General features: G+C 67.8%; 24 protein-coding genes. 3 read left to right on the forward strand and 21 right to left on the reverse strand.

The features are described from left to right. Positions 1-25: 25 nt before the first annotated feature. Genes CBM2588_RS10800 through ndk form a run of 7 tightly spaced genes read right to left on the reverse strand, consistent with a single transcriptional unit; the run spans position 26 to position 6,843 of the window. The gene (locus CBM2588_RS10800) at positions 26-658 is read right to left on the reverse strand and encodes a YfgM family protein (protein WP_115680528.1); all 633 of its coding nucleotides are present in this window, start codon (positions 656-658) and stop codon (positions 26-28) included. 57 nt (positions 659-715) lie between these two features. Then, positions 716-2,086 carry a histidine--tRNA ligase gene (hisS, locus tag CBM2588_RS10805; RefSeq protein ID WP_115680529.1) on the reverse strand — a complete coding sequence of 457 codons (1,371 nt, stop codon included), beginning with the start codon at positions 2,084-2,086 and terminating at the stop codon, positions 716-718. A 38-nt stretch (positions 2,087-2,124) separates the two neighbouring features. Next, positions 2,125-3,417, reverse strand: coding sequence for a flavodoxin-dependent (E)-4-hydroxy-3-methylbut-2-enyl-diphosphate synthase (gene ispG / locus CBM2588_RS10810; RefSeq protein ID WP_018007774.1), 1,293 nt, complete (start codon positions 3,415-3,417; stop codon positions 2,125-2,127). Positions 3,418-3,465: 48 nt separating this feature from the next. Continuing rightward, positions 3,466-4,458 (reverse strand): RodZ domain-containing protein, encoded by a 993-nt coding sequence (locus tag CBM2588_RS10815; protein ID WP_115680530.1) that lies wholly within the window; start codon positions 4,456-4,458, stop codon positions 3,466-3,468. Beyond that, entirely contained in the window at positions 4,451-5,230 is a 780-nt protein-coding gene (gene pilW, locus CBM2588_RS10820) for a type IV pilus biogenesis/stability protein PilW (RefSeq protein WP_115680531.1), read from the reverse strand. The genes CBM2588_RS10815 and pilW overlap by 8 nt, the downstream gene beginning before the upstream one ends. Then, positions 5,227-6,381 (reverse strand): 23S rRNA (adenine(2503)-C(2))-methyltransferase RlmN, encoded by a 1,155-nt coding sequence (rlmN, locus tag CBM2588_RS10825; RefSeq protein WP_115661801.1) that lies wholly within the window; start codon positions 6,379-6,381, stop codon positions 5,227-5,229. The genes pilW and rlmN overlap by 4 nt, the downstream gene beginning before the upstream one ends. Before the next feature lie 36 nt (positions 6,382-6,417). Further along, the gene (ndk, locus tag CBM2588_RS10830; protein ID WP_012353167.1) at positions 6,418-6,843 is read right to left on the reverse strand and encodes a nucleoside-diphosphate kinase; all 426 of its coding nucleotides are present in this window, start codon (positions 6,841-6,843) and stop codon (positions 6,418-6,420) included. 371 nt (positions 6,844-7,214) lie between these two features. Here ndk and CBM2588_RS10835 point away from each other — a divergent pair, with 371 nt between their 5' ends. Next, a complete protein-coding gene (locus CBM2588_RS10835) occupies positions 7,215-7,919 on the forward strand; it encodes a Bax inhibitor-1/YccA family protein (RefSeq protein ID WP_012353168.1) in 705 nt (234 codons plus the stop codon). Between the two features lie 63 nt (positions 7,920-7,982). On the opposite strand, the gene rlmD is transcribed toward CBM2588_RS10835, so the two are convergent. Further along, a complete protein-coding gene (rlmD, locus tag CBM2588_RS10840) occupies positions 7,983-9,311 on the reverse strand; it encodes a 23S rRNA (uracil(1939)-C(5))-methyltransferase RlmD (protein WP_115680532.1) in 1,329 nt (442 codons plus the stop codon). Between the two features lie 232 nt (positions 9,312-9,543). Between rlmD and CBM2588_RS10845 the strand changes: the two genes are divergently transcribed. Continuing rightward, positions 9,544-10,398: an endonuclease/exonuclease/phosphatase family protein gene (locus tag CBM2588_RS10845; protein WP_115680533.1), complete on the forward strand. Its 855-nt coding sequence runs from the start codon at positions 9,544-9,546 to the stop codon at positions 10,396-10,398. Positions 10,399-10,430: 32 nt separating this feature from the next. On the opposite strand, the gene CBM2588_RS10850 is transcribed toward CBM2588_RS10845, so the two are convergent. The 5 genes from CBM2588_RS10850 to surE form a co-directional block, all read right to left on the reverse strand. After that, the gene (locus tag CBM2588_RS10850) at positions 10,431-11,270 is read right to left on the reverse strand and encodes a 3'-5' exonuclease (RefSeq protein ID WP_115680534.1); all 840 of its coding nucleotides are present in this window, start codon (positions 11,268-11,270) and stop codon (positions 10,431-10,433) included. Then, complete coding sequence (gene rpoS, locus CBM2588_RS10855) at positions 11,267-12,454, reverse strand: RNA polymerase sigma factor RpoS (protein WP_115680535.1); 1,188 nt, start codon at positions 12,452-12,454, stop codon at positions 11,267-11,269. Before rpoS ends, CBM2588_RS10850 begins: the two co-directional genes overlap by 4 nt. 6 nt (positions 12,455-12,460) lie before the next feature. Next, positions 12,461-13,333 (reverse strand): peptidoglycan DD-metalloendopeptidase family protein, encoded by an 873-nt coding sequence (locus CBM2588_RS10860; RefSeq protein WP_115680536.1) that lies wholly within the window; start codon positions 13,331-13,333, stop codon positions 12,461-12,463. Between the two features lie 8 nt (positions 13,334-13,341). Beyond that, positions 13,342-14,262, reverse strand: a complete 921-nt coding sequence (locus CBM2588_RS10865) for a protein-L-isoaspartate(D-aspartate) O-methyltransferase (RefSeq protein WP_115680537.1) — start codon at positions 14,260-14,262, stop codon at positions 13,342-13,344. 61 nt (positions 14,263-14,323) lie between these two features. Beyond that, positions 14,324-15,076, reverse strand: a complete 753-nt coding sequence (surE, locus tag CBM2588_RS10870; RefSeq protein ID WP_092309281.1) for a 5'/3'-nucleotidase SurE — start codon at positions 15,074-15,076, stop codon at positions 14,324-14,326. Positions 15,077-15,294: 218 nt separating this feature from the next. Between surE and CBM2588_RS10875 the strand changes: the two genes are divergently transcribed. Continuing rightward, the gene (locus CBM2588_RS10875) at positions 15,295-16,269 is read left to right on the forward strand and encodes an NADPH:quinone oxidoreductase family protein (RefSeq protein WP_115680538.1); all 975 of its coding nucleotides are present in this window, start codon (positions 15,295-15,297) and stop codon (positions 16,267-16,269) included. Between the two features lie 116 nt (positions 16,270-16,385). On the opposite strand, the gene CBM2588_RS10880 is transcribed toward CBM2588_RS10875, so the two are convergent. From CBM2588_RS10880 to recR, 8 genes are all read right to left on the reverse strand, one after another. Then, positions 16,386-17,177: an ABC transporter permease gene (locus CBM2588_RS10880; RefSeq protein ID WP_115680539.1), complete on the reverse strand. Its 792-nt coding sequence runs from the start codon at positions 17,175-17,177 to the stop codon at positions 16,386-16,388. Between the two features lie 40 nt (positions 17,178-17,217). Further along, complete coding sequence (locus CBM2588_RS10885; protein WP_018007788.1) at positions 17,218-18,030, reverse strand: ABC transporter ATP-binding protein; 813 nt, start codon at positions 18,028-18,030, stop codon at positions 17,218-17,220. Positions 18,031-18,158: 128 nt separating this feature from the next. After that, the gene (locus tag CBM2588_RS10890) at positions 18,159-19,202 is read right to left on the reverse strand and encodes an ABC transporter substrate-binding protein (protein ID WP_115680540.1); all 1,044 of its coding nucleotides are present in this window, start codon (positions 19,200-19,202) and stop codon (positions 18,159-18,161) included. A 179-nt stretch (positions 19,203-19,381) separates the two neighbouring features. Then, positions 19,382-20,398, reverse strand: coding sequence for a Bug family tripartite tricarboxylate transporter substrate binding protein (locus CBM2588_RS10895; RefSeq protein WP_115680541.1), 1,017 nt, complete (start codon positions 20,396-20,398; stop codon positions 19,382-19,384). A 51-nt stretch (positions 20,399-20,449) separates the two neighbouring features. Then, complete coding sequence (locus CBM2588_RS10900; RefSeq protein WP_115680542.1) at positions 20,450-21,421, reverse strand: hydroxymethylglutaryl-CoA lyase; 972 nt, start codon at positions 21,419-21,421, stop codon at positions 20,450-20,452. Next, complete coding sequence (locus tag CBM2588_RS10905) at positions 21,418-22,614, reverse strand: CaiB/BaiF CoA transferase family protein (protein WP_115680543.1); 1,197 nt, start codon at positions 22,612-22,614, stop codon at positions 21,418-21,420. The genes CBM2588_RS10900 and CBM2588_RS10905 overlap by 4 nt, the downstream gene beginning before the upstream one ends. 177 nt (positions 22,615-22,791) lie before the next feature. Beyond that, a complete protein-coding gene (locus tag CBM2588_RS10910; protein ID WP_115680544.1) occupies positions 22,792-23,697 on the reverse strand; it encodes a LysR substrate-binding domain-containing protein in 906 nt (301 codons plus the stop codon). Between the two features lie 76 nt (positions 23,698-23,773). After that, complete coding sequence (gene recR, locus CBM2588_RS10915; RefSeq protein WP_115680545.1) at positions 23,774-24,388, reverse strand: recombination mediator RecR; 615 nt, start codon at positions 24,386-24,388, stop codon at positions 23,774-23,776. Positions 24,389-24,395: the final 7 nt, after the last annotated feature.

Genomic DNA, 24,395 nt, shown 5'->3' on the forward strand with positions numbered 1-24,395 from the left:
GGCAACGGTTCAGGCGGCAGCCGGATCAGGCCGCGCCCAGCGCATCGAGCTTGAACTGGATGATCTGGCGCATCGCCGGCTCGGCCTGGCCCAGCTTGTCCAGCGCCTTGCGATAGGCGGTGCGGGCATCGTCGCGCTTGTCCTGCGCGGCGAGCAGGTCGCCACGGCGGTCGGCGTAGAGCGCGACGAAGGCGGCCGGCGGCTCGTCCTTGAGCAGCGCCAGGCCCTGGTCGTAGGCCTTCTCGTCGAGCAGCACGCCGGCCAGGCGCACGCGCGCCAGGTGCGAATATTCTTCGTCGCCGTGGTCGATGGCCCATTGCAGCTGGCTCTTGGCGGCAGTCAGGTCGCCCGCATCGTACAGCACGCGGCCGGCGACGAGTGCGCTCATCTGGCCGTAGGCGGTACGGCCGTACTTGCCTTCCAGGTCGGTCGCGGCGCGCTTGATGCGCTCGGCATCGCGGGCCTCGGCGGCCTTCAGCACCTGCTCGTACAGCACCGCGGCTTCGCCGGCCTGCTTGCGCTCCCAGTACTTCCAGCCGTTCCAGCCGGCAAAGGCCAGCAGCGCGATGATCAGCGCCCAGGTCAGCGCATTGCCATACTGGCGCCACCAGGCCTTCAGATTCTCAAGCTGTTCCTGTTCTTCTAGATCGTAAGCCATGTCGAGGCAATCACCTGCGTTGGTTGGATACTCGTGGTGTGAGGCTGCGGCGCGAGGTTATTCGCTGGCGCCGACCATGGCGTCGATCAGGTAATCGACCAGGCCTTCGGCCGGCACGGTGGCCTGTTGCCCACCGCCTTCGGCCTGCTCGCGCTGGCGAAGTTCCTTGACCTGGACCACGCCGGCGGCCACTTCGTCGTCGCCAATGATAACGGCATAGGCCGCGCCGCTTGCGTCGGCGCGCTTCATCTGCGACTTGAAGCTGCCGCCCTTGCCGTCCGGGCTGGCGTGCAGCACCACGTCGAGGCCGGCGTCGCGCAGGCGCTCGGCGGCCACCATGGCCTGCTGCGCGGCGGCCTCGCCCTGGTGCACCAGGTAGACGTCGCAACCGACCGCCTCGGGCACCACGCCCTCTTCGCGGATCAGCTCGATGATGCGCTCGATGCCCATGGCCCAGCCGCAAGCCGGCGCCGGCTTGCCGCCCATCTGGGCGATCAGCGGGTCATAGCGCCCGCCGCCGGCAATGGTGCCCTGCGCGCCCAGCTTGTCGGTGATCCACTCGAACACCGTCAGGTTGTAGTAATCGAGGCCGCGCACCAGGCGCGGGTTGATCTTGAACGGGATGTTGTTGGCCTTCAGCAGGCGCTGCACGCCCTCGAAGTGGGCCAGCGATGCTTCGCCCAGGAAGTCGATCAGCTTGGGCGCGTTGGCCGCCATCTCCTGCAGCGCCGGGTTCTTGGTGTCGAGCACGCGCAGCGGGTTGGTGTACAGGCGGCGCTTGCTGTCGTCGTCGAGGATGTCCTGGAAGCCTTCCAGGTACTTGATCAGCTGTTCGCGGTGCGCCGCGCGCTCGTCGGCCTGCCCCAGCGAATTGATTTCGAGGCGCACGCCGGTCAGGCCCAGGTCGTCCCACAGGCGCTGGCACATCAGGATGATCTCGGCATCCACGTCCGGGCCGGCAAAGCCCAGCGCCTCGGCGCCGAGCTGGTGGAACTGGCGATAGCGGCCGCGCTGCGGACGCTCGTGGCGGAACATCGGGCCGGTGTACCACAGGCGCTTGGGGCCGTCGTACAGCAGGTTGTGCTCGATGGTGGCGCGCACGGCCGCCGCGGTGCCCTCGGGGCGCAGCGTCAGCTGCTCGCCGTTGAGCGAATCGGTGAAGGAGTACATCTCCTTCTCGACGATGTCGGTGACCTCGCCGATGCCGCGCACGAACAGCTGGGTGTGCTCGACGATGGGCGTGCGGATCTGCTGGTAGCCGTAGGCGCGCAGCATCGCGCGCGCGGCATTCTCGAAATGCTCCCACAGCGGCGCGTCGGCCGGCAGCATATCGTTCATGCCCTTCACGCCCTGCAGGGCCTTGGCGGGGCGTGCCTTCGGTTCGGTCTTGGCGGCGCCGGCGGCGGCCATGGTCTCGGTTTGCGTCATTCTGTTCTAGTCAGGCTGCTGGTCCCGGCCGGTCCGGCTCAGGCTGCCACTTCTTTGCCGGCCCGCGCAGCGCCCGGGCCGTAATGCGTGCGAACGTATTCATCTACGATCGCCTGGAATTCTTCCGCGATGCGCTCGCCGCGCAGCGTCTTCACCTTGACGCCGTCGACGAACACCGGCGCGGCCGGGGATTCGCCCGAGCCCGGCAGTGAAATGCCGATATTGGCGTGCTTGCTTTCGCCCGGGCCGTTGACGATGCAGCCCATCACGGCCACGTCCATTTCCTCGACGCCCGGGTAGGCGGTCTTCCATTGCGGCATCTGCTCGCGCAGGTAGGCCTGGATGCTGGCCGCCAGCTCCTGGAACACCGTGCTGGTGGTGCGGCCGCAGCCGGGGCAGGCAATCACCATCGGGGTGAAATTGCGCAGGCCCATGGTCTGCAGGATTTCCTGACCGACGTACACCTCTTTCTCGCGCGGCGCGCCAGGTTCCGGCGTCAGCGAGATGCGGATGGTGTCGCCGATGCCTTCCTGCAGCAGCACCGACAGCGCCGCGGTCGAGGCCACGATGCCCTTGCTGCCCATGCCGGCCTCGGTCAGGCCGAGGTGCAGCGCGTAGTCGCAGCGGCGCGCCAGCTCGCGGTACACCGCGACCAGCTCCTGCACCTGCGACACCTTGCACGACAGGATGATCTGGCTGCCCGGCAGGCCGATCTCTTCAGCCTTCCTGGCCGAATCGATCGCCGAAGTGATCAGCGCCTCGATCATCACGCTCTGCGCCGGCCACGGCTCGGCGCGCCCGGCGTTCTCGTCCATGATGCGTGCCAGCAGGTCCTGGTCCAGGCTGCCCCAGTTCACGCCGATGCGCACCGGCTTGTTGTAGCGGCACGCCATCTCGATCATCTGCGCGAACTGGGTATCGCGCTTGGCGCCCTGGCCGACGTTGCCCGGGTTGATGCGGTACTTGGACAGCGCCTCGGCGCAGGCCGGATAGTCCTGCAGCAGCTTGTGGCCGTTGTAGTGGAAATCTCCCACCAGCGGCACGTCGACACCCATCCGGTCGAGCTGCTCGCGGATCGACGGCACCGCGGCCGCGGCCTCGGGCGTATTCACCGTGATGCGCACGATCTCGGAACCCGCGCGCGCCAGCTCCTTGACCTGGATCGCGGTGCCGATGGCGTCGACCGTGTCGGTATTGGTCATCGACTGCACCCGCACCGGCGCATCGCCACCGATGGTCACCACATTGTCGCCCCACGCGACCCGCGCCTGGCGGGTCTGGCGGCGCGGCAGCGGGCCCGGCAGGACCGGGAGACAGAGCTGTTGGTTCATAGCGTTACCACCTTGCAAAGACGCACCTTGCCGCACCTCGCACCCGCGTCAGGGCAGCGTCAGGCGCGCCACGTTGTTGCGGTTGGCTGCCTTCAGGTCGACCGGCGTGCCGCCGCGCGTGAACGCTTCGACGCCCTTGACGTTGCCGATCACCACCTTGTACGGGGCCGTGCCGCCGCCAGCCATGGTCTGGCCGGCCCTGGCGGTGCCGCCCATGACGACCTTGCCGCTATTGTCGCGGATTTCAAACCAGGTATCGGCGGCAAAGCGAATCTGCAGTTCACCCTCGCCGACCGCCGCGGCGGATGCCGCCGGGGCTGCCGGTGCCGATGCGGCCGGCGCCGCGGTGGCTGCCGCCGCTGCCGGGGCTGCCACCGTTGCCGAAGCGGCCGCGGCGCTGGCCGGAACGGTTTCGGCGGACGGTGCCGGTGAGTCGCTGGCTGCCATCACCGGCGGCAGCGCCGCGGTCACGATACCAGCTTCGGTGCTTGCGTTATCCGCGGCCGGCGCCTCGGTCGCCACGGTTTCGGGCGCACTGCTGCGCGCGTCGATCCACGCGCGGATATGGTCGAGCCCGAACCAGATGCCCGCGGCCACCACCACCGCCACCAGCGCCAGCCAGACCCAGCGGCCGCCATTGCCGCCGGAGCGGAAGCGGTTGCGGTCGTCGAAGGCGGCGTTGATGCCGCCTTCGCGCTGGCGGGCGATTTCCGCCACCTGCGCCACGGCGCGCGGCTGGAAACGCGCCAGCAGCGGGTCGATATCGACATGGAGCATGCGGGCATAGGCGCGCATCACGCCCTTGGCGAAGGTCACGTCGGGCAGCGCCTTCAGGTCGGCCGCCTCGATCGCGCGCAGCTTGCTTGCCGCCACCTTGAGCCGTGCGCTGACGTCCTCGACGGACATCCGCTGCGCCTCGCGCTCGCGCGCCAGCGCCGCGCCGATCTCGCGCGCCGCGGCTTCACGTTCTCCTTCATGCGCGCCTCCGCCGACTGCTTGCGTCGGTACGGCCTGGCCTGCGGCGCGGTCGTGCTCACTCATCCCATGCTCCTTGTTCGTAGGCGGCCACCTCGCGCGAGTCGGGGAAGCGGCTGCGCAGCTGCGCCCCCAGCGCATCCTGCGTGCGGCCGTCGCCCTGTCGGTGGGCAATGCGCGCTCCCAGCCAGAGGGATTGCGCAGTGACAAATTGGCTGTTGTTGACGCGCTGGACGTACTGGCGCGCCTGTATGTAATCGCCGCGCCGGTAGAACACCAGCGCCAGGTTGGTGTTCGCCACCGGGTTGTTGCGGTCGTAGCCCAGCGCGGCCTTCAGGTTCTTCTCCGCCTCGGCGCTGTGGCCCTGGCGCAGTTCGCACGCGCCCAGGCTGATCAGCGGCTTGACCGCGCCGCCGGCCGACGGCGCGGACACGGCGCGCTGCAGCATGGGCACGGCCTCGCCGTAGCGCCCCTGCTGGCACAGGAACCAGCCGTAGTTGTTGAGCAGGTCGCCGTCATTGGCGCGCATCGACGCCGCGGTGCGGAAGCTGTCCTCGGCCAGCGTCGGTTCATTCATGCTCATGTAGACCAGCGCCCGCACATGGTAGGCGTCGGCCAGCGACGGATCGATGGCGATGGCCTGCTTGATCTCGTCAAGCGCGACCGCAGTCTGGCCGGCCTCGAGGTAATTGGTGGCCAGTTGCAGCCGGATGCCGGCCCGGCGCCTGGACTCGGTCTGGTCGGAAGCGGTCTGGAGATCCTGCGCCGGCGCATGCGGCAGCTGGCACCCGGACAACATCAGCAGCCCCAGCAGGGCCGCAGCGATCAGACGGATCATGCAGGGCGCGCCTCCCGCGGCTGGCCGCTGGCAGTGACCGGCACCAGCGGCGTGATCTTGCCGAACTTGCCGCGTTCGGCAAGGCGGGTGCGGTCCTTCACTTCCCCGGCCAGCTGGCCGCAGGCGGCGTCGATGTCGTCGCCGCGGGTCTTGCGGATGGTGGTGACAATGCCCGCGTCCATCAGCACCTGGGCGAAACGGCGGATCTGCTCGTTGTTGGAGCGCTTCAGGCCCGATTCCGGGAAGGGGTTGAACGGGATCAGGTTGAACTTGCACGGCACGTCGGCGACAAGCTTCAGCAGTTCCCGCGCATGCTCGACGCCGTCGTTGACGCCATCCAGCATGCAGTATTCGAAAGTAATGAAATCGCGCGGCGCGAACTCCAGGTAGCGGCGGCATGCCGCCATCAGTTCGGCCAGCGGGTACTTCTTGTTCAGCGGCACCAGCACGTCGCGCAGGGCGTCGTTGGACGCATGCAGCGACACGGCCAGGGCGACCGGCAAATCTTTGGACAAGCGGTCCATCATCGGCACCACGCCCGAGGTGGACAGCGTCACGCGGCGGCGCGACAGGCCGTAGGCGTTGTCGTCGAGCATCAGCCGCATGGCCGGCACGACCGCGTCGTAGTTCAGCAGCGGCTCGCCCATGCCCATCATCACCACGTTGGAGATGACGCGGTCATCCTTGGGGCCGCGGCCCAGTTGCTCGCGCATGGCGAACTCGGCCATCCACAGCTGGCCGATGATCTCACCGGTGCTGAGGTTGCGCGAAAAGCCCTGCTTGCCGGTGGAACAGAACCGGCAGTTGACGGCGCATCCCGCCTGCGAGGAAACGCACAGCGTGCCGCGCGTTTCCTCGGGGATGTACACCGTCTCCACCGCGTTGCCCTCGCCCACGTCGAGCAGCCACTTGCGCGTGCCGTCGGCCGACAGGTTGTCGGTGATGGCGGCCGGCGCGCGGATCTCGGCGCGGGTCGCGAGCTTTTCGCGCAGCGACTTGGCGAGATCCGACATGGCGTCGAAGCGGCTGGCACCGTAGTGGTGGATCCAGCGTTGCAGTTGCCGCGCACGGAACGGCTTCTCGCCGAGCTCGCCGCAATAGGCGGTGAGCGCGTCCGCGTCGAGGTCGAGCAGGTTGACGAGAGTGTTCATGACGGCAAACTCGGCTTGGTGTCAGTCAGCAGCCGATCAGCGGCTGTAGACGTTCATGCCCGGGAAGAAGAATGCCACTTCCACGGCAGCGGTTTCAGCGGCGTCCGAGCCGTGCACGGCGTTGGCGTCGATGCTGTCGGCGAAGTCGGCGCGGATGGTGCCCTTCTCGGCCTTCTTCGGGTCGGTGGCGCCCATCAGGTCGCGGTTCTTGGCAATGGCGTTCTCGCCTTCCAGCGCCTGGATCATGACCGGGCCCGACACCATGAAGTCGACCAGGTCCTTGAAGAACGGACGCTCCTTGTGGACAGCGTAGAACTGCTCGGCTTCGCCGCGCGACAGGTGCACCATCTTGGCAGCAACGATCTTCAGGCCGGCGGCCTCGAAACGGGCGTAGATCTGGCCAATCACGTTCTTGGCCACGGCATCCGGCTTGATAATCGACAGGGTGCGTTCGATCGCCATGAAAAACTCCGAAAAATGAAGGGGTTACAAATGGATTAAACGTGCAATTCTAGCACGAAGACTATGACGGTTTCGAGGGTCTTGCAGACCTCGGGACGTGCCCATCCGCCCCTCGCGCACATGCCCCCAGCAAGTTGCAAAAAATGCACATTACAACCTTGTCATCCCCGGAACACAGCGCCGCCGCTAACATCCAATGTGAGCGGCGTCGAACGGACGTGAGCCAGCGCCAGGTGACGATTGGATTACCGCGCCCTTGCAATCCGGCCTGCCCGATGCCACATTGACGATGGTTCCGTCCGGCGTCCATACGAGTCTTCGCATTTGAAGCCGAAACGCCGGCGCCTCACCGTTTTGAGACAGGAGTCACCATGGATAACAAGCTGAATACCTACGGTTTCGGCAACAGTGCGTCGACCGTCACTGACGTCGTCGTTCGCAACCGGGTCTTGCGCAACACTTACTGGCTGCTGGCGCTCTCGATGATCCCCACCGTGCTCGGCGCGTGGATCGGCGTGGCCACCGGCTTCAGCTTCATGGCGGGCAGCCCCGGCCTGTCGCTGATCCTGTTCCTGGCGATCGCGTTCGGGTTCTTCTTTGCCATCGAGAAGACCAAGAACAGCAGCATGGGCGTGGTCCTGCTGCTGGCCTTTACCTTCTTCATGGGCCTGATGCTGTCGCGGCTGATCAGCGTCACCTTGTCGTTCTCGAACGGCCCGGCATTGATCATGTACGCCTTTGGCGGCACCGCGGCCGTGTTCGGCGCGATGGCATCGATCGCCACTGTCAGCAAGCGTGATTTCTCCGGCCTGGGCAAGTTCCTGTTCGTCGGCGTGATCCTGCTGATCCTGGCCAGCGTCGCCAACATCTGGCTGCAGCTGCCGGCGCTGATGATCACGGTGTCGGTGATCGCGATCGGCATCTTCTCGGCCTACATCCTGTTCGACGTGCAGCGCGTGGTGAACGGCGGCGAGACCAACTACATCACCGCCACGCTGGCGATCTACCTGGACGTGTACAACGTGTTCGCCAACCTGCTGGCCCTGCTGGGCATCTTCGGCGGCAACCGCGAATGACGGCAGTCGCCGCGGCATGAAAAAAGCCGGCCAGTTGGCCGGCTTTTCTTTTGGTCGCTGCGATCAGTCGCGGTCGTACACCGCGATCGATTCCACGTGCGACGTATGCGGGAACATGTTGACCACGCCGGCGCCGCTCAGGCGGTAGCCCGCCTCGTGCACCAGCAGGCCGGCATCGCGCGCCAGCGTGGCGGGACTGCACGACACATAGACAATACGCCGTGGCAGAACGTCGCTGCCCTGCTGCGCCAGCTCGCCGAGCGCCTTGCATACCGCGAGCGCGCCTTCGCGCGGCGGATCGACCAGCCAGCGGTCGAAGCGGCCCAGCGCGGCAATGTCTTCCGCGGTGACCTCGAACAGGTTGCGGCACGCGAACTCGGTCTTGGCGGCGAGTCCGTTGTATTCCGCATTGGCGAGCGCGCGCGTGGTCAGCGCCTCGCTGCCTTCGATGCCCATCACCGACTTGCCCTGCGTCGCCAGCGGCAGCGTGAAGTTGCCGATGCCGCAGAACAGGTCGAGCAGGCGGTCCTGCGGCTGGGCATCGAGCAGGCGCAGCGCGCGGCCGATCAGCACGCGGTTGATCTGGTGGTTCACCTGGGTGAAGTCGGTCGGCTTGAACGGCATGCGGATGCCGAACTCGGGCAGCATGTAGGCCAGCTCGGCGTCGGCCGGGTAGAACGGATAGACCGTATCGGGGCCCTTCGGCTGCAGCCAGAACTGCACTTCGTGCGCATCGGCGAAGGCGCGCAGCAGGTCCTTGTCGGCATCCGTCAGCGGTTCCAGGATGCGCAACACCAGCGCGGTCACTTCCTGGCCCACCGCCAGCTCGATCTGCGGCATGCGCTCGCGGATCGACAGCCCCATCACCAGCTCGCGCAGCGGCACCAGCATCGCCGACACATGCGGCGGCAGGATCTCGCAGCGCGTCATGTCGGCGACATAGCTGCTCTTGCGCTCATGGAAGCCGACCAGCACCCCGCCCTTCTTGGCCACATGGCGCACCGTCAGCCGCGCGCGGTAGCGATAGCCCCAGTCCGGCCCCGCGATCGGGCGGAACACCACGTCGGGCTTCACCTTGGACAAGTGCCACAGGTTGTCTTCCAGCACGCGCTGCTTGATGGCGAGCTGCGCACGCGAATCCAGATGCTGCATCGAGCACCCGCCGCAGACGCCAAAGTGCTGGCAGCCCGGCTCGACGCGCATCACCGAGGCCTGCCGCACTTCGCCCAGATGAGCCTGCTCGTAGCTGGGCTTGCGGCGATAGCTGCGGTAGCTGACGGTCTCGCCGGGCAGCGCGCCCTCGACGAAGATCACCTTGCCGGGCGTGCCGTCCTCGTTGACCAGCCGGCCGACGCCGCGCGCCTCCATGTCCAGGCTGTCGATCGTGACCACGGGCTCGTCCGCGGGCGTACCGCCCTGGGCGGCACCACGGCCACGGGAGTTCTTTGCGACGGGGGCAGCACCTTCGACGGCCGCAGCAGCCGGCACGGCCGGCGTTTCTTGTGGGGAGGACACGGCTTGGGACACCAGATCAAACCTGACGTATTGTTTTACGAAAGCGCGATTGTATGCCAGACCGGGCCGCCTTCGTCGGCGCAGGTCCGGCCATCGACGGAGAGCAGGCATGGAACTGATTTCGTGGAACATCCAGTGGGGCCGCGGCGCCGACGGCCGCGTCGACCTGGCGCGGCAGGTCGAGACCGTGCGTGCCATGGCCGATGCCGACGTGCTGTGCCTGCAGGAAGTGACGCGCGGCTTTGGTGAACTGCGCGGCGAACCCGGCGCCGACCAGGTATCCGAGCTGACCGCGCTGCTGCCCGGCTATCACCTGCTCTATGCGCCGGCGGTCGAGCGGCGTGGCCGCACCGGCGAGCTCAAGCAGTTCGGCAACCTGATCGCCACCCGGCTGCCGGTGCGCGAGGTGTTCCGGCATGCGCTGCCCTGGCCCGCGGATCCGCAGGTAGCGTCGATGCCGCGGGTGGCGCTGGAAGCCACCGTGGAGGCCGGCAGCGCGCGGCTGCGCGTGATCTGCACCCACCTGGAATATTATTCGGCGACCCAGCGCACGGCGCAGGCGCAAGCCCTGCGCGACTGGCATGCCGAGGCTTGCGCTCACGCACGCAGGCCCGGGCGCAGCGAGCAGTGGCCGGGCCCGTTCACGCCGGAGCCGCGCCCCGCCGAGGCCATCCTGTGCGGCGACTTCAACAGCAAACCCGACGACGTCGCCTATCGGCGCATGCTGGAACCGTTCGACGACGGCACTCTGGCCTGGCGCGACGCCTGGCTGCATGCGCACCCCGGCCAGGCGCATGCCCCTACCTGCGCGCTGCACGACAAGGAACAATGGCCAGAGCCGCCCTTTGCCTGCGACTTCATGCTGGTGACCGAGCCGCTCGTTGCCCGCATCCGGCGCTGCGTGGTCAACGCCGACACCGATGCCTCGGACCACCAGCCGATCCTGCTGTCGCTGGACCTCTAGGCCGGTCCAGGCCGGGCTAGCGGCTGACGTCGTCAGTCTTCGAGATCTTCGGCTTCGGGCGTCAGGCGCTGCAGGCGGAACGCCTGCAGGTATTCCATCCACTGTTCGCCCGGCAGCTCGGCCAGCGATTCCTGGACGAATTCCATCTCGACGTCGAACTCGCGCGGCGACAGCCCGCCGCGCATCAGCTGGAAGCGGCAGTACATCAGGTAGGTGTTGACGACGTCGGTCTCGCAGTAAGCGCGGATCTCGTCGAGCTGCCCGGCCTGGAAGGCCTGCCACACCTTGCTGCCGTCCATCCCCATCTTGCCGGGAAAGCCGCACAGCTTGGCCAGGTCATCGAGCGGTGCGCTGGCGCGCGGCTGGTACATCGCCAGCAGGTCCATCAGGTCCAGGTGCCGCATGTGGTAGCGGCTGATGTAGTTGTTCCACTTGAAGTCGCGGCTGTCCTCGTCGCGGCCCTCGCCCATCTCCCAGTAGCGCGGCGCGGTGATGCCGTTGACCAGGCCGCGGTAGTGCAGCACCGGCAGGTCGAAGCCGCCGCCATTCCATGACACCAGCTGCGGACTGTAGCGCGCGATCAGCTCATAGAATTTCTGGATCAGCGTGGCCTCGCCATCCTGCGGCGTGCCGAGCGAACCGACATGGAACACGGCCGAGCCGTCGCGGTGCGTGCGCCGCAGCACGCAGGAAATCGCGGCGACGCGCTGCAGGTAGTGCGGGAGGAAATCGCTGCCGGTCTTTTCGCGGCGGGCGGAGAACGCATGCTCGGCGACTTCGGCGTCGCTCATCGCATCGGGATGGTCATGCAAACGGCGCAGGCCGGCGACATCGGGAATAGTCTCGATGTCGAATACCAGCACAGGGGTCATAGAACGGCGTCCTTCCTGACACCTTGCGAAGCGAAATGCCGCTTGAGCTTGACCAGCGCCTCCTGCTGGATCTGCCGCACGCGCTCGCGCGTCAGGCCCATCTCCTCGGCAAGCTCTTCCAGCGTGGCGGGCTCGATGTGGTTGAGGCCGAAGCGGCGCTCGACCACATAGCGATGCTTTTCCGACAGGCGCGCCAGCCAGAGCTTCATCAGCCCTTCCAGCTCGCGGTGCGCCACCTCCTGGTCGGGGGCGGCGTTGTGCTCGTCGGAGAGGAAATCCAGGAGGCTCGAGCCGGGATCAAGGTCGAACGGCGTATCGAGCGAGGTGGTGTGTTCGTTGAGGGCCAGGACGTCCTGCACTTCGTCCGGCGTCTTGCCCAGCAGGTGGGCGATGTCTTCCAGGCTGGCGTCGCGCCCGTCGGTGCCGCCCTTCTCCAGATGGCGCTTGGCGCGCAGCACCTGGTTGAGTTCGCGGATCACGTGGACCGGCAGGCGGACCGTGCGGGCCTGGTTCATGATGGCGCGCTCGATGCTCTGGCGGATCCACCACGTTGCGTAGGTCGAAAAGCGGAAACCGCGCGACGGATCGAACTTCTCGATCGCGTGCATCAGGCCCAGGTTGCCCTCCTCGATCAGGTCGAGCAGCGGCACGCCGCGATTGAGGTAACCCTTGGCGATACTGACCACCAGCCGCAGGTTGCGCTCGATCATGACCTGGCGCGCGGCAAAGTCGCCATCCTTGGCCAGCGTGGAGAAATGCAGTTCTTCCGGCGCCGACAGCAGCGGCTTGATGCTGATGCGGTTCAGGTAGTGCTGGACCGTGTCGGCGGCCAGCTCGGTATGCAGCACCGTGCGGAAATCGTCATGCTCGGCGGCGGCGCTTTCGGTGCCGTTTTCCGCGCCGTCTTCGTCCTCGTCTTCCGACTCGTCCTCGTCGTCGTCGCGCAGATGGCGCTCGTTGCGATCATTGTCGTCGCCGAGCAGATCGGCCTCGCGCAGGCCCACCGAAGCGGACGTGGCGATGGGCTCGTCGGTCACGGGAAGCATCTCGGCGGCGAGATCGGGCTCGAAGCCCTCTGCATCGGCGTGTTCGTCGGGATGCGCCACACCAGCCTTCACTTCCGGCTGCTTGGGACGGCGAGCCCTGCTGACGGTTCCGGAGGAGACGGTTTTCTGGCGTGGCATGAACCCTCACTGTGGCGGCAGGTACCGCATCGGATCAACCGGTTTTCCGTTCTTGCGAACTTCGAAGTGAAGCTTTACCCGGTCGGTATCACTGTTGCCCATCTCTGCAATCTTCTGGCCTTTCCGGACCGTGGATTGCTCAGCGACGAGCACCTTGTCGTTGTGCCCGTAAGCGGTAAGAAATGTCTCGTTGTGTTTGATGATGACAAGATTCCCGTAGCCGCGCAAGGGGCCTACGTGAATCACCCGACCGTCATCCGCGGCCAGCACCGAATCGCCCTTCTTGCCCGCAATATCGATGCCTTTATTACCCTTGTCGTCGAATTTGCCGACCATCTGGCCGGTCGCCGGCCAGCTCAGCTTCATTGAGCCATCGGCCATCGGCGCCGATGCCGGCGCGGTCGCGGCGGGCGCTGCCGCCGGCGCCGAAGCCGCGGCCGCAGGCGTGGCCGGCGGCGGCACCGGCGTGCCGTTCGGACGGGCCTGGTCGATCGGCTGGGCCTGCACCGTGCCCGGCGCCACCGGCATGGTGGCCACGCCAGGCGCAGTGTTGACGTCGGCACCCGGCGGCACGATGCGCAGCAGCTGGCCGACCTCGATCTGGTTCACGTTGGTCAGGTTGTTCCACGCCGCCACATCGCGATACGACTGGCCGTTCTCCAGCGCGATACGGTAAAGGGTATCGCCTCGCTTGACCCGATAGTACCCGGGCGGCGCCGGTTCCAGCGTCGCCGCGGTGGTACCGGAAGTGGAGGTACGGTCCACGACCGGCGCCGGCATCGGCGAATTGGCGCAGGCGGCCAGCAGGGCCGCGAGCGAGGTCGCCGCAAAAAGTTGTCCGGCGCGTGCGAAATTTTGCGATTTCACGATGTTGTGCATAGTTCGACTCAGATGGTGCCCGATTTTAAGGGCACAAAGAAAACGGCTTCAAGCGCGGTTCGGTGAAAGCGATGGCGGTTGCGCCGCTCGATCAGCAGCAGCTGCTGCGTCACGGTCTGGCCGGGCACGCCTGCCGGCGGCATCACCGCGACCGGGGCGATCAGCCGCCCGCCGATGGCCAGTTGCTCCAGCAGCGCCTCGGGCACCTCCATGCCGGCCGCGGCGAGGATGATGGACGAGAACGGCGCGGCCTGCGGCAGGCCCAGCATGCCGTCGCCGTAATGCAGGCGCAGGTTGGGCACGCGCAAGGGCCGCAGGTTCGCCTTGGCCTGTTCGTGCAGCGGCCGGATGCGCTCGATCGAGAAGACTTCGCGCGCCACCTGGGCCAGCACCGCGGCCTGGTAGCCGCAGCCGGTGCCGATCTCGAGCACGCGCTCCAGCGGCGCCTCGGCGCCCAGGCCCTCGCGCAGCAGTTCGATCATGCGCGCCACCACCGATGGCTTGGAGATGGTCTGCTGGTGGCCGATCGGCAGCGCCGCGTCTTCATACGCCTGCGACGCCAGTCCCGGCTCGACGAACAGGTGGCGCGGCACCGTGGCGATGGCCGACAGCACGCGCTCGTCGCGGATGCCCGCGGCGCGCAGCCGCGCCGCCAGTGCCACGCGCGCGCGCGCCGAGGCCATGCCGCCGCCGCCCGCGGTGGCCGCCGAGGCGCGCTGCTCGACCGCGCTGGCAGGCACCGGCGCGGGTGCCGGTGCCGCGGTGCGCGGCAGGCGCGGCTTGGCTGGCGTCGCGGGCGGCGGCACGGGCGCGGCCGGACGCGGCGCGCCCACGGCGGGAATGCCGGCGGTGCGCGCGGGCGCGGGCTTGCGCTCGACCACCGCATCCAGCGGCAGCGGGAACTTGTTGCGAGGGGGCGTGGAACTCATCGGGGGCGCGACGCGGCGATTCTGCGGCTCGGGCGGCTCGGGTGGCTTGGGACCGGCGGCCCTACTTCAGCCACTGGTCGAGCGCGTCGAGCTGCCCGCGATGGGTCAGGTCCAGCTGCAACGGCGTGAGCGAGACATAGCCCTGCGCGGTCGCGTGGAAGTCGGTGCCCTCGCTGGCATCGCGCGCGTCGCCGGCCGGGCCGATCCAGTAATTGGTATCGCCGCGCGGATTGACCTGCGTGATCACCGGCTGCGACGGATGGCGCTTGCCCAGGCGCGTGGCGCGATAGCCCTGGATATGTTCGAACGGCAGGTTCGGGATATTGACGTTGAGCAGGAACGGCTCGGCCGGCGGCGTGCCGATGATGCGCTCGACCACGGTGCGCGCGACGCGCGCGGCGGCATCGAGATGTTCCCAGCCCTTGTCGACCTGCGAGAAGGCCACCGACGGAATCCCCAGCAGGTAGCCCTCGATCGCGGCGGCGACGGTGCCGGAGTAGAGCACGTCCTCGCCCATGTTCTGGCCCTGGTTGATGCCGGACACCACCAGGTCGGGTTTTTCCTCGAGCAGCCCGGTCAGCGCGATATGGACGCAGTCCGTGGGCGTGCCGTTCACGAAGCGAAAACCTTTTTGCACGCCTTCGCGCGCCTCGTAGATCGACAGCGGACGCTGCAGGGTCAGGGAATTGGAAGCGCCGCTATGGTTCTGCTCCGGCGCGATGACCGTGATCCGGCCCAGCGGCGCGAGCGCAGCATGCAAAACGGCCAGTCCCGGCGCGAGATAACCGTCGTCGTTGGCGAGAAGGATATGCATGCCGCGATTGTACCTGAGCGCACGCGCGCAAGCGGCCTGCGCGCCGCCCGATCTGGCCATCTGCGGCGGCGGCACCGGCACTCTATGCAGGCCGCAAATGACCGCCTCCGCGGCTTCGGCATGAACAGAACGACCGTGCTATTCCTGCGCTACACTTGCCCCGCCGGCCCGCGTAAGCTTGACTGGCGCGGCATGCCAACCACACCACCGGAGACAAGATGAAAGCCGTACTTTGCAAAGCCTGGGGTCCGCCCGATTCGCTGACCCTCGAAACCCTGCCCGACCTGGTGCCCGGCAAGGGCGAAGTGGTCATCGACGTCAAGGCGGCCGCGGTCAACTTCCCGGATGTGCTGATCATCCAGAACAAGTACCAGGCCAAGCCCGAGCTGCCGTTCACCCCGGGTTCGGAACTCGCCGGCGTGGTCAACGCGGTGGGCGAAGGCGTCACCCACGTCAAGCCCGGCGACAAGGTCATCGCCTACCTGGGCAATGGCGCTTTCGCCAGCCAGGCCAGGGCGCCGGCGGCGTCGGTGGTGCCGATGCCGCCCGGCATCGACTTCGAGACCGCGGCCGCCTTCACGCTGACCTACGGCACCTCGCACCACGCGGTAATCGACCGCGGCGAGCTCAAGGCCGGCCAGACCATGCTGGTGCTGGGCGCGGCCGGCGGCGTGGGCCTCGCGGCAATCGAGATCGGCAAGGCCATCGGTGCGCGCGTGATCGCGGCGGCGTCGACCGACGAAAAGCTGGAGGTGTGCAAGCAGCATGGCGCCGACGCCTTGATCAACTACAGCACCGAAGACCTGCGCGAGCGCATCAAGGCGCTGACCGACGGCAAGGGTCCGGACGTGATCTACGACCCGGTCGGCGGCATCTATGCCGAGCCGGCGTTCCGCTCGATCGGCTGGCGCGGCCGCTACCTGGTGGTGGGCTTCGCCAACGGCGAGATCCCCAGGCTGCCGCTGAACCTGGCGCTGCTCAAGGGCGCGTCGCTGGTAGGCGTGTTCTGGGGCGATTTCGTGCGGCGCGAGCCCAAGGCCAACCAGGCCAATATGGCGCAGATGCTGGGCTGGATGAAGGAAGGCAAGATCCGCCCGCATATCTCGGCGCGCTATCCGCTGAAGCAGGCCGCACAGGCGCTCAAGGACATGGAGGCGCGCAAGGTCACGGGCAAGATCGTGATCGTGCCTTGACGGCCGGGCCTCGACGCGTCGGCTGACGCGCCGGGACCACGACATCCCCTTGGCCACTTGGGTACTCCCTCTCCCGCGTGCGGGAGAGTGGAGCAAACCCCGCGGCAAGGCCTACTTCACAGCTTCTCCGTCTCCCCGCTCTGCGGCTGCCACTTCATCAGCCGCTTCTCGCCGATGCCGACCATCCAGTCCAGCACCAGCGCAAACGCGGTCAGCACCACGATGCCGGCAAACACGGTATTGATATCGAAGGTGCCCTCGGCCTGCAGGATCAGATAACCCACGCCGCGCGCCGAGCCCAGGTATTCGCCCACCACCGCGCCGACGAAGGCCAGGCCCACCGAGGTATGCAGCGACGAGAACACCCAGCTGGTCGCGCTCGGCAGGTAGACATGGCGCAGCAGCTGCTTCTGGCTCGCGCCCAGCATGCGCGCATTGGCCAGCACCACCGGGCTCACTTCCTTGACGCCCTGGTAAACGTTGAAGAAGACGATGAAGAACACCAGCGTCACCGCCAGCGCCACCTTCGACCAGATGCCCAGGCCGAACCAGACCGCGAAGATCGGCGCCAGGATCACGCGCGGCATCGAGTTCATGGCCTTGACGTAGGGATCGAGGATGGCGGAGGTCAGCGGGCTCAGCGCCAGCCACAGGCCGACGCCCAGCCCCGCCACCGTGCCGATGCCGAAGGCCAGCACGGTCTCGATCAGGGTCACGCCCAGGTGCAGGTAGATATCGCGCTCGACGATAAACCAGTTCCAGATGCGTTGCGCCACCATCAGCGGCTCGCCAAAGAAAAACGCGACCTGCTGCGAGCGCGTGGCCACGTGCCACACGCCGAGGATCACCACCAGCACGAGCAGCTGCCAGACGCGCAGCATGCCCTTGGAATCAGTACGGAATGCCATCGGGATTCAGTTCTTGTTTTGAATGGGGACGCAGGGCCGGTCAGGCGACCTTGCGCTGCTGGGCGTAGCCCTTGAGCACTTCCTCGCGCAGCACGTCCCAGATCGCGGCGTGCAGCTCGACAAAGCGCGGGTGGTTGCGGATCTCGGCCACGTCGCGCGGGCGCGGCAGGTCGATCGCGAACTCGCCGATCGGATGCGTGCCGGGGCCGGCCGACAGCACCACCACGCGGTCGCTCATGGCAATGGCTTCGTCCAGGTCGTGGGTGATGAAGAGCACGGCCTTGCGCTTGGCGGCCCACAGCTCCAGCACTTCGTTCTCCATCAGCTGGCGGGTCTGGATGTCGAGCGCGGAGAACGGCTCGTCCATCAGGATGATGTCCGGGTCCAGCACCAGCGTCTGCGCCAGCGCCACGCGCTTGCGCATGCCGCCCGACAGCTGGTGCGGGTAGCGGTCGCCAAACCCGCCCAGGCCCACGCGGCGCAGCCATTCCTCGCCCTGCTGCACCGCCTCGGCGCGCGCGGTGCCGCGGAATTCCAGGCCGGCGACGACGTTGTCGAGCGCGCTGCGCCACGGCATCAGCGCCTCGGTCTGGAACATGTAGCCGGCGCGCCGGTTGATGCCGCGCAGCGGCTCGCCGAACACGCGCACCTCGCCGCTGGAAGGCTCCAGCAGGCCGGCGCCGACATTCAGCAGCGTCGACTTGCCGCAGCCGGTGGGACCCACCACCGATACGAATTCGCCGGGCTGGATCGATAGCGTGACGTCCTTGACCGCGGTATAGCGCTGGCTGCGGTCATCGCGCGAGACAAAGGTACAGGTGACCTGGTCGAGTGAAAGTGCGGGAATGCTCATGATGAACCGTCTCAGACCCGCCGTGGCGCGAACAGCGCGGCGCGGCGAGTGATGATGGATAAGCCGTCGCTGCCGCAAAGCAAAGGCCCGCTGCGGGCAGCGGGCCGATGGCGTCGACGGCAGGAAAATTACTTGTACTTGGCGTTGGCCTTCTGCACGAAGGCGTTGGTGTAGGTCTCTTCCAGCTTGATCGACTTGCCCTTCAGTTCGGCGTCGAACTGGCCCAGCGCATTGAGCGCGGTGCGCGGGCCGTCGGCCGGCATGGTGCCGTCCGGCGAGATCGCTTCCTTGACCTTTTCCCATGCGGCCAGGTACAGCGCGCGGTCGCCCAGCAGGTAGCTTTCCGGCACGGTCTTGACGATGTCTGACGGGCCCGCCTTCTGCAGCCACTTGAGCGCGCGCACCATGGCGTTGGTGAGCGCCTGCGTGGTGTTCGGGTTCTGCTGGATAAACGCCTGCGACGCATACAGGCAACCCGACGGCATATTGCCGCCGAACACCGCCTGGGTGTCCTTGAGCGTGCGGGTGTCCGAGGCAATGCGCACCTCGTTCTTCTGCGTCAGCATCGACACCACCGGGTCCAGGTTGGCCATGGCATCGATCTGGCCCGAACGCATCGCCGCCACCGCGCCGGCGCTGGCGCCGACACCGATGAAGGACACGTCCGACGGCTTCAGGCCATGCTTGGCCAGCACGAAGTTGGCCATCATGTTGGTCGAAGACCCCGGCGCGGTCACGCCGATCTTCTTGCCCTTCAGGTCGGCGACCGACTTGAAGTTGGGCATGGTCTTGTTCGACACCACCAGCACGATCTGCGGGGCGCGGCCCTGCAGCACAAACTCCTGGTAGCGCTGGCCCTTGGCCTGCAGGTTGATGGTGTGCTCGTAGGCGCCCGAGACCACGTCGGCGCTGCCGCCCACCACCGCCTGCAGTGCCTTGGCGCCGCCGGCAAAGTCGACGATCTCGACCTCCAGCCCTTCTTCCTTGAAGTAGCCGAGGCGCTCGGCGATGGTCAGCGGCAGGTAATAGAACAGGTTCTTGCCGCCCACCGCGATGGTGACCTTGGTCTTCTCGGGCTTGCCCTGTGCCAGGGCATGGCCGAACGTGAACCAGCCGGCCAGGAACAGCGCCAGCGCGATCAGGAATTGCTTCCAGAATTTCTTGTTATACATGCGAGATCTCCTACCCGTGTGGACTGGCGCCGCGGCAGATGCGCGTGAAGGGGGGCGCGCCGCGGTGCGGCAATTTGCGATGCTACCGGACGGTGCGACGCACCGCATCGGTATCAATACCTAGCAAACCCGCCAGCTTAGCGCCCTTACCTTTCGATCACCTTGCCGCAGCGCTGGCGTCATTCGGCGTGGATATCGGCGGACTTGATCACCTTGGCCCAGCGCGCCAGCTCGGCCTTCTGGTATTGCGCCAGTTGCTGCGGGTTCATGTATTTCGCCTCGGCGCCCAGTTCCTCGGCCTTCTTGCGGAAGGCCTCGGTGCGCATGATCTTGTCGATCTCGCCGGTCAGCTTGTCGACTACCGGCTTGGGCGTGCCCGCCGGCGCGTACATCGCGAACCACGACGACACGTCGAGGTCGGGGTAGCCGGCCTCGGGCGCCGACGGCACGTCCTTCAGGCTGGGCAGCCGGGTCTTGCTGGTCACCACCAGCGGACGCAGCTTGCCGGCGGCGATATGGCCCATCAGCGGCGGCGGCGTGGTGATGGTCAGGTCCACCGAGCCGCCCAGCAGGTCGGTCATGGCCGGGCCGGTGCCCTTGTACGGCACATGCGTGATCTTGGTGCCGGCCATCTGGTTCAGCAACTCGGTCGACACGTGCTGCAGCGAGCCATTGCCCGACGAGGCGTAGTTGAGCTTGTCCGGATTCGCCTTGGCGTAGGCCACCAGTTCCTTCAGCGACTTGACCGGCAGGCTCGGGCGCACCACCAGCACCTGCGGCGCCGACAGGATATTGGCCACCGGCGCGAAGTCCTTGACCGGGTCCCATGACAGGTTCTTCACCAGCAGCGGCGTGATCACGTGGAAGCCCGAGTACTGCAGCATCAGCGTGTAGCCGTCCGGCTTGGCCCGCGCCACCAGTTGCGCGGCGATGCTGCCGTTGCCGCCGGGACGGTTGTCCACCACCACCGGCTGGCCGAGCGCCTTGGACAGCGGCTCGGCAATCATGCGTGCGGCGAGGTCGGTGGTGCCGCCGGCCGCGGCCGATACCACCAGCGTTACCGGGCGCGCGGGATAGCCGCCCTCCTGCGCCAGTGCGGCCGGGGCGAACCATGCGGTGCCGATGGCGGCCAGCGTCGCGGCCACGGCCTTGCGCCGTGCCGGCATGGCGGGCTGGTGTTGATGGGCTTGCTTCATGAGGGTCTCCGTTTGGTCTTGTGGATACGTTGTTGTGGTGCGCGTGCAGGGCTACGCCTGCCCGGCAAAATGCTCGGCCAGCCAGGCCGGCGCCTGGTGCGTGCGCAGGCGCGGTCCCGCGCTGAGCAGCTGGCTAGGCAGGTCGCGGCCGACCAGTTCCGGCATGCCGGCCACCACGTCGAGCAGCGCGCCGAGGTCGACACCGGTCTGCACGCCCATGCAGTCGAACATGTGGACCAGGTCTTCGGTGCTGACGTTGCCGCTGGCACCGGGCGCATAAGGGCATCCGCCCAGGCCGCCGGCGGCGGCGTCGAAGCGCGTCACGCCGGTCTGCCAGGCGGCCACGGCATTGGCCAGGCCCATGCCGCGGGTGTTGTGCAGGTGGATGGTCAGGCCGGTGGCGGGCAGCGCGGCCTGGAAGGCCTGGCACAGCGCCGCGACCTGGTTCGGATAGGCCATGCCGGTGGTGTCGCACAGCGTGATGCCGGCCGCGCCGGCGTCGGCGAAGGCACTGGCCAGCGCCATTACCTCGGCGGCATCGACTTCGCCCTCGAACGGGCAGCCGAATACCGTCGACAGCGACACGTTGACCGGCACGCCGGCCGCACCCGCCTCGGCAATCATCGCCAGCAGCTGCTGCCGCGACTGCGCGCGCGTCATGCGCAGGTTGGCGCGGTTGTGGGTCTCGCTGGCCGACATCACCAGGTTGACCTCGTCGGGCCGGCACGACAGCGCGCGCTCGAGCCCGCGCAGGTTGGGCACCAGCGCGGTGTAGCGCACGCCCGGCTGACGCCGCATGCGGTGCATCAGCGCCTCGGCATCGGCCAGCGCGGGAATGGCGCGGGCTGAGGTGAACGAGGTGGCCTCGATGCGCGCGAAGCCGCAGGCCGACAGCGCATCGACGAAGGCCACCTTGGCATCGGTCGGCACCACCACCGGCTCGATCTGCAGGCCATCGCGCGGCGCGACTTCATTGATCTCGACGCGGGCCGGGCCGCGCAACGGGTTGGCGGCAGCGCTCATGCGATCACCTTGCGCGCGCGCAGGTCGGCAATGGCAGCGTCGTCGAAGCCGGCCTGCTTCAGCACCGCATCGGTATGCTCGCCCAGCGCCGGCGCGCGGTCATGGATGGCTCCTGGGCTGGCCGACAGCTTCGGCACCACCCCCGGCACTTCGACGGTCAGGCCGCCGGCCGAGGTCACCGACTCGATCACGCCGCGGGCGCGGTAGTGCGGGTCTTCGGCGATGTCCTTGACGGTATAGATGCGGCCCGACGGCACCTGCGCGTCGCGCAGCACCGCCAGCACCGACTCCACCGTCTGCGTGCGGGTCCAGTCGGCGATCGCGGCATCGATCTCGTCGACGCGCGCGACGCGGCCGTCGTTGCGCTCCAGCGCGGGATCGTCGGCCAGGTCGGCGCGGCCGATGGCAAGCATCATGCGCTTGAAGATGGCGTCGCCGTTGGCCGCCACCAGCACGTATTCGCCGCTGGCGCAGGGATAGGCGTTGGACGGCGCGATCCCCGGCAGCGCGCCGCCGGCGGGCTGGCGCACCGCGCCGAAGGCCGAGTATTCGGGCAGCAGGCTCTCGCTCAGGTTGAACAGCGACTCGTACAGCGCCACGTCGATCACCTGCCCTTCGCCGCCGCGCGCATCGCGCTGGTACAGCGCCAGCAGCACGCCCATGGCGCCATGCAGCCCGGCGATGGTGTCGCCCAGCGACAGGCCGGCGCGCACCGGCGCGCGGCCGGGCTCGCCGGTCAGGTGGCGCAGGCCGGCCATGGCCTCGGCCACCGCGGCAAAGCCGGGCTCGTCCTTCTTCGGACCGGTCTGGCCGTAGCCCGACACGCGCAGCATGATCAGGCGCGGGTTGTCGGCATGCAGCACGTCCCAGCCCAGGCGCCACTTCTCCATGGTGCCGGGGCGGAAATTCTCGATCAGCACATCGGCCTCGGCGGCCAGCTTGCGCACCAGCGCCTGCCCTTCCGGCTGGCGCAGGTCGATGCAGACCGATTCCTTGTTGCGCGACTGCGCCTCCCACCACACCGAGGTGCCTTCATGCAGCATCCGCCATTTGCGCAGCGGGTCGCCCTGCCCGGGCGGCTCCACCTTGATGATGTGGGCGCCAAAGTCAGCCAGGGTCTTGGCGGCAAAGGGGCCGGCGATGAGTTGCCCGAGTTCGAGGACGCGAATGCCCTCCAGGATCTGTTGCGCCATGGGTGTCTCCGTGCGTTGCGGCAGTCTTGTTGCAGTGCGGCAGCGCCCTTGACTGGCATGCCATACATTGCGTTCGGACGGAGTTTGCCCCAGCGCGGGGCCCGCCAGGAATCGGCAATCGGAGAAGCGGGCTTTCTCGGAACGCGAAAGGCTGCGTCGAGCTACCGCACGGACGCGCTAGAACGGCGCCCGGTCCCCGCACAGGTGGGTGATCAGCAGCCGCGCCGAGACCGTCAGGCCGGCCGGGTCGCGCAGCCCGATCAGCAGCGAGCGGCGCGCCCAGGCATCCTGCAGCGTCACCAGCGACAGCCCCATCGACTTGACGTGCGGCTCGGCCGCGATGCGCGGAAGCACGCCCACGCCCAGCCCGGCCATCACCATGCGGCACATGGCGTCGAAGCTGCGCACCTGGATGCGCAGCCGGAACGGCCGGTCCAGCCGGCTGCTCTCTTCCAGCAGGCGCGCGGCCAGCGAGGTTTCCTGCGGCAGGCTGACGAAATCGAATTCCAGCGTATCGGCGTAGCGCACCGGCCCGCGCGCGGCGAGCGGATGGTTGGGCGGGGTGATGATGACCAGCTCGTCCTGGCGGTATTCGACCGTCATCAGCCCCGCCGCCGGGGTACGGTCGGCAAAGATCCCGACGTCGGCGCGGTTCTCGACCAGCGCGGCAACGATGTCGCGGGAGTTCTGCTCTTCCAGCTCGATGCGGATGGTCGGATGGCGCTGCATGAACGAGGCCAGGTCATCGGGCAGGAACTGCGTGATCGCCGAGGTGTTGGCGCATACGCGCACCTGCCCGCGCACGCCGGAGGCATAGTCCGACATCACGCCGGCCATGCGCTCGACGTCCTGCAGGATGGTCAGCGCATGGTGGAAGCAGGCCTGGCCGGCCTCGGTCAGCTGCACGCCGGCGGCATGGCGAAAGAACAGCGGCGCGCCGACCGCGGTCTCCAGGTCCGAAATGCGCTTGCTCGCCGCCGCCACGGCCAGGTGCGACTGGCGCGCGCCGGCCGAGATGCTGCCCTGCCGGGCCACGGCAACGAACAAGCCAAGCGTGACGAGATCGAAGCGGGCCAGGTTCATGGGGCGGACACGAAATGGAGGCGGAGCGCGCCGGTGGCGGTGGCCGCGGCAGCCACGCCAGGCGGCGCGACGGCGTTCAGAGGTTGCGGCGGTCCATCACCGCGCGGGCGATGGTGCCGGCATCGACATACTCCAGCTCGCCGCCCACCGGCACGCCGCGCGCCAGGCGCGACACCCTGAGGCCGCGCGCCTTGAGCATCTCGCCGATGTAGTGCGCGGTGGCCTCGCCTTCGCTGGTGAAATTGGTGGCGACGATGACCTCGCCGACCGGGCCGCCCAGCTCCGGCTCGGTGGCGCGCGCCAGCAGCCGGTCCAGGTGGATCTCGCGCGGACCGATGCCGTCCAGCGGCGAGAGCCGGCCCATCAGCACGAAATACTTGCCGCGGTAGGTCAGGGTCTGCTCGATCATGACCTGGTCGGCCGGCGTTTCCACCACGCACAGCACCGAGGCGTCGCGGCGGTCGTCCAGGCAGGTCTCGCAGATCTCCTGCTCGGTGAAGGTATTGCAGCGCTGGCAGTGGCGGATATGGTCCGCCGCGCCGCGCAGCGCATCGCCAAGCTTGCGCGCGCCCTCGCGGTCGTGCTGCAGCAGGTGGTAGGCCATGCGCTGGGCGGACTTGGGCCCGACGCCGGGCAGCACCCGCAGCGCCTCGACCAGCGCCTGCAGCGAAGTCGGCGACGACGCTTTCACAATGGCC

Source organism: Cupriavidus taiwanensis, from assembly GCF_900250075.1.
Lineage (GTDB): Bacteria > Pseudomonadota > Gammaproteobacteria > Burkholderiales > Burkholderiaceae > Cupriavidus > Cupriavidus taiwanensis_C.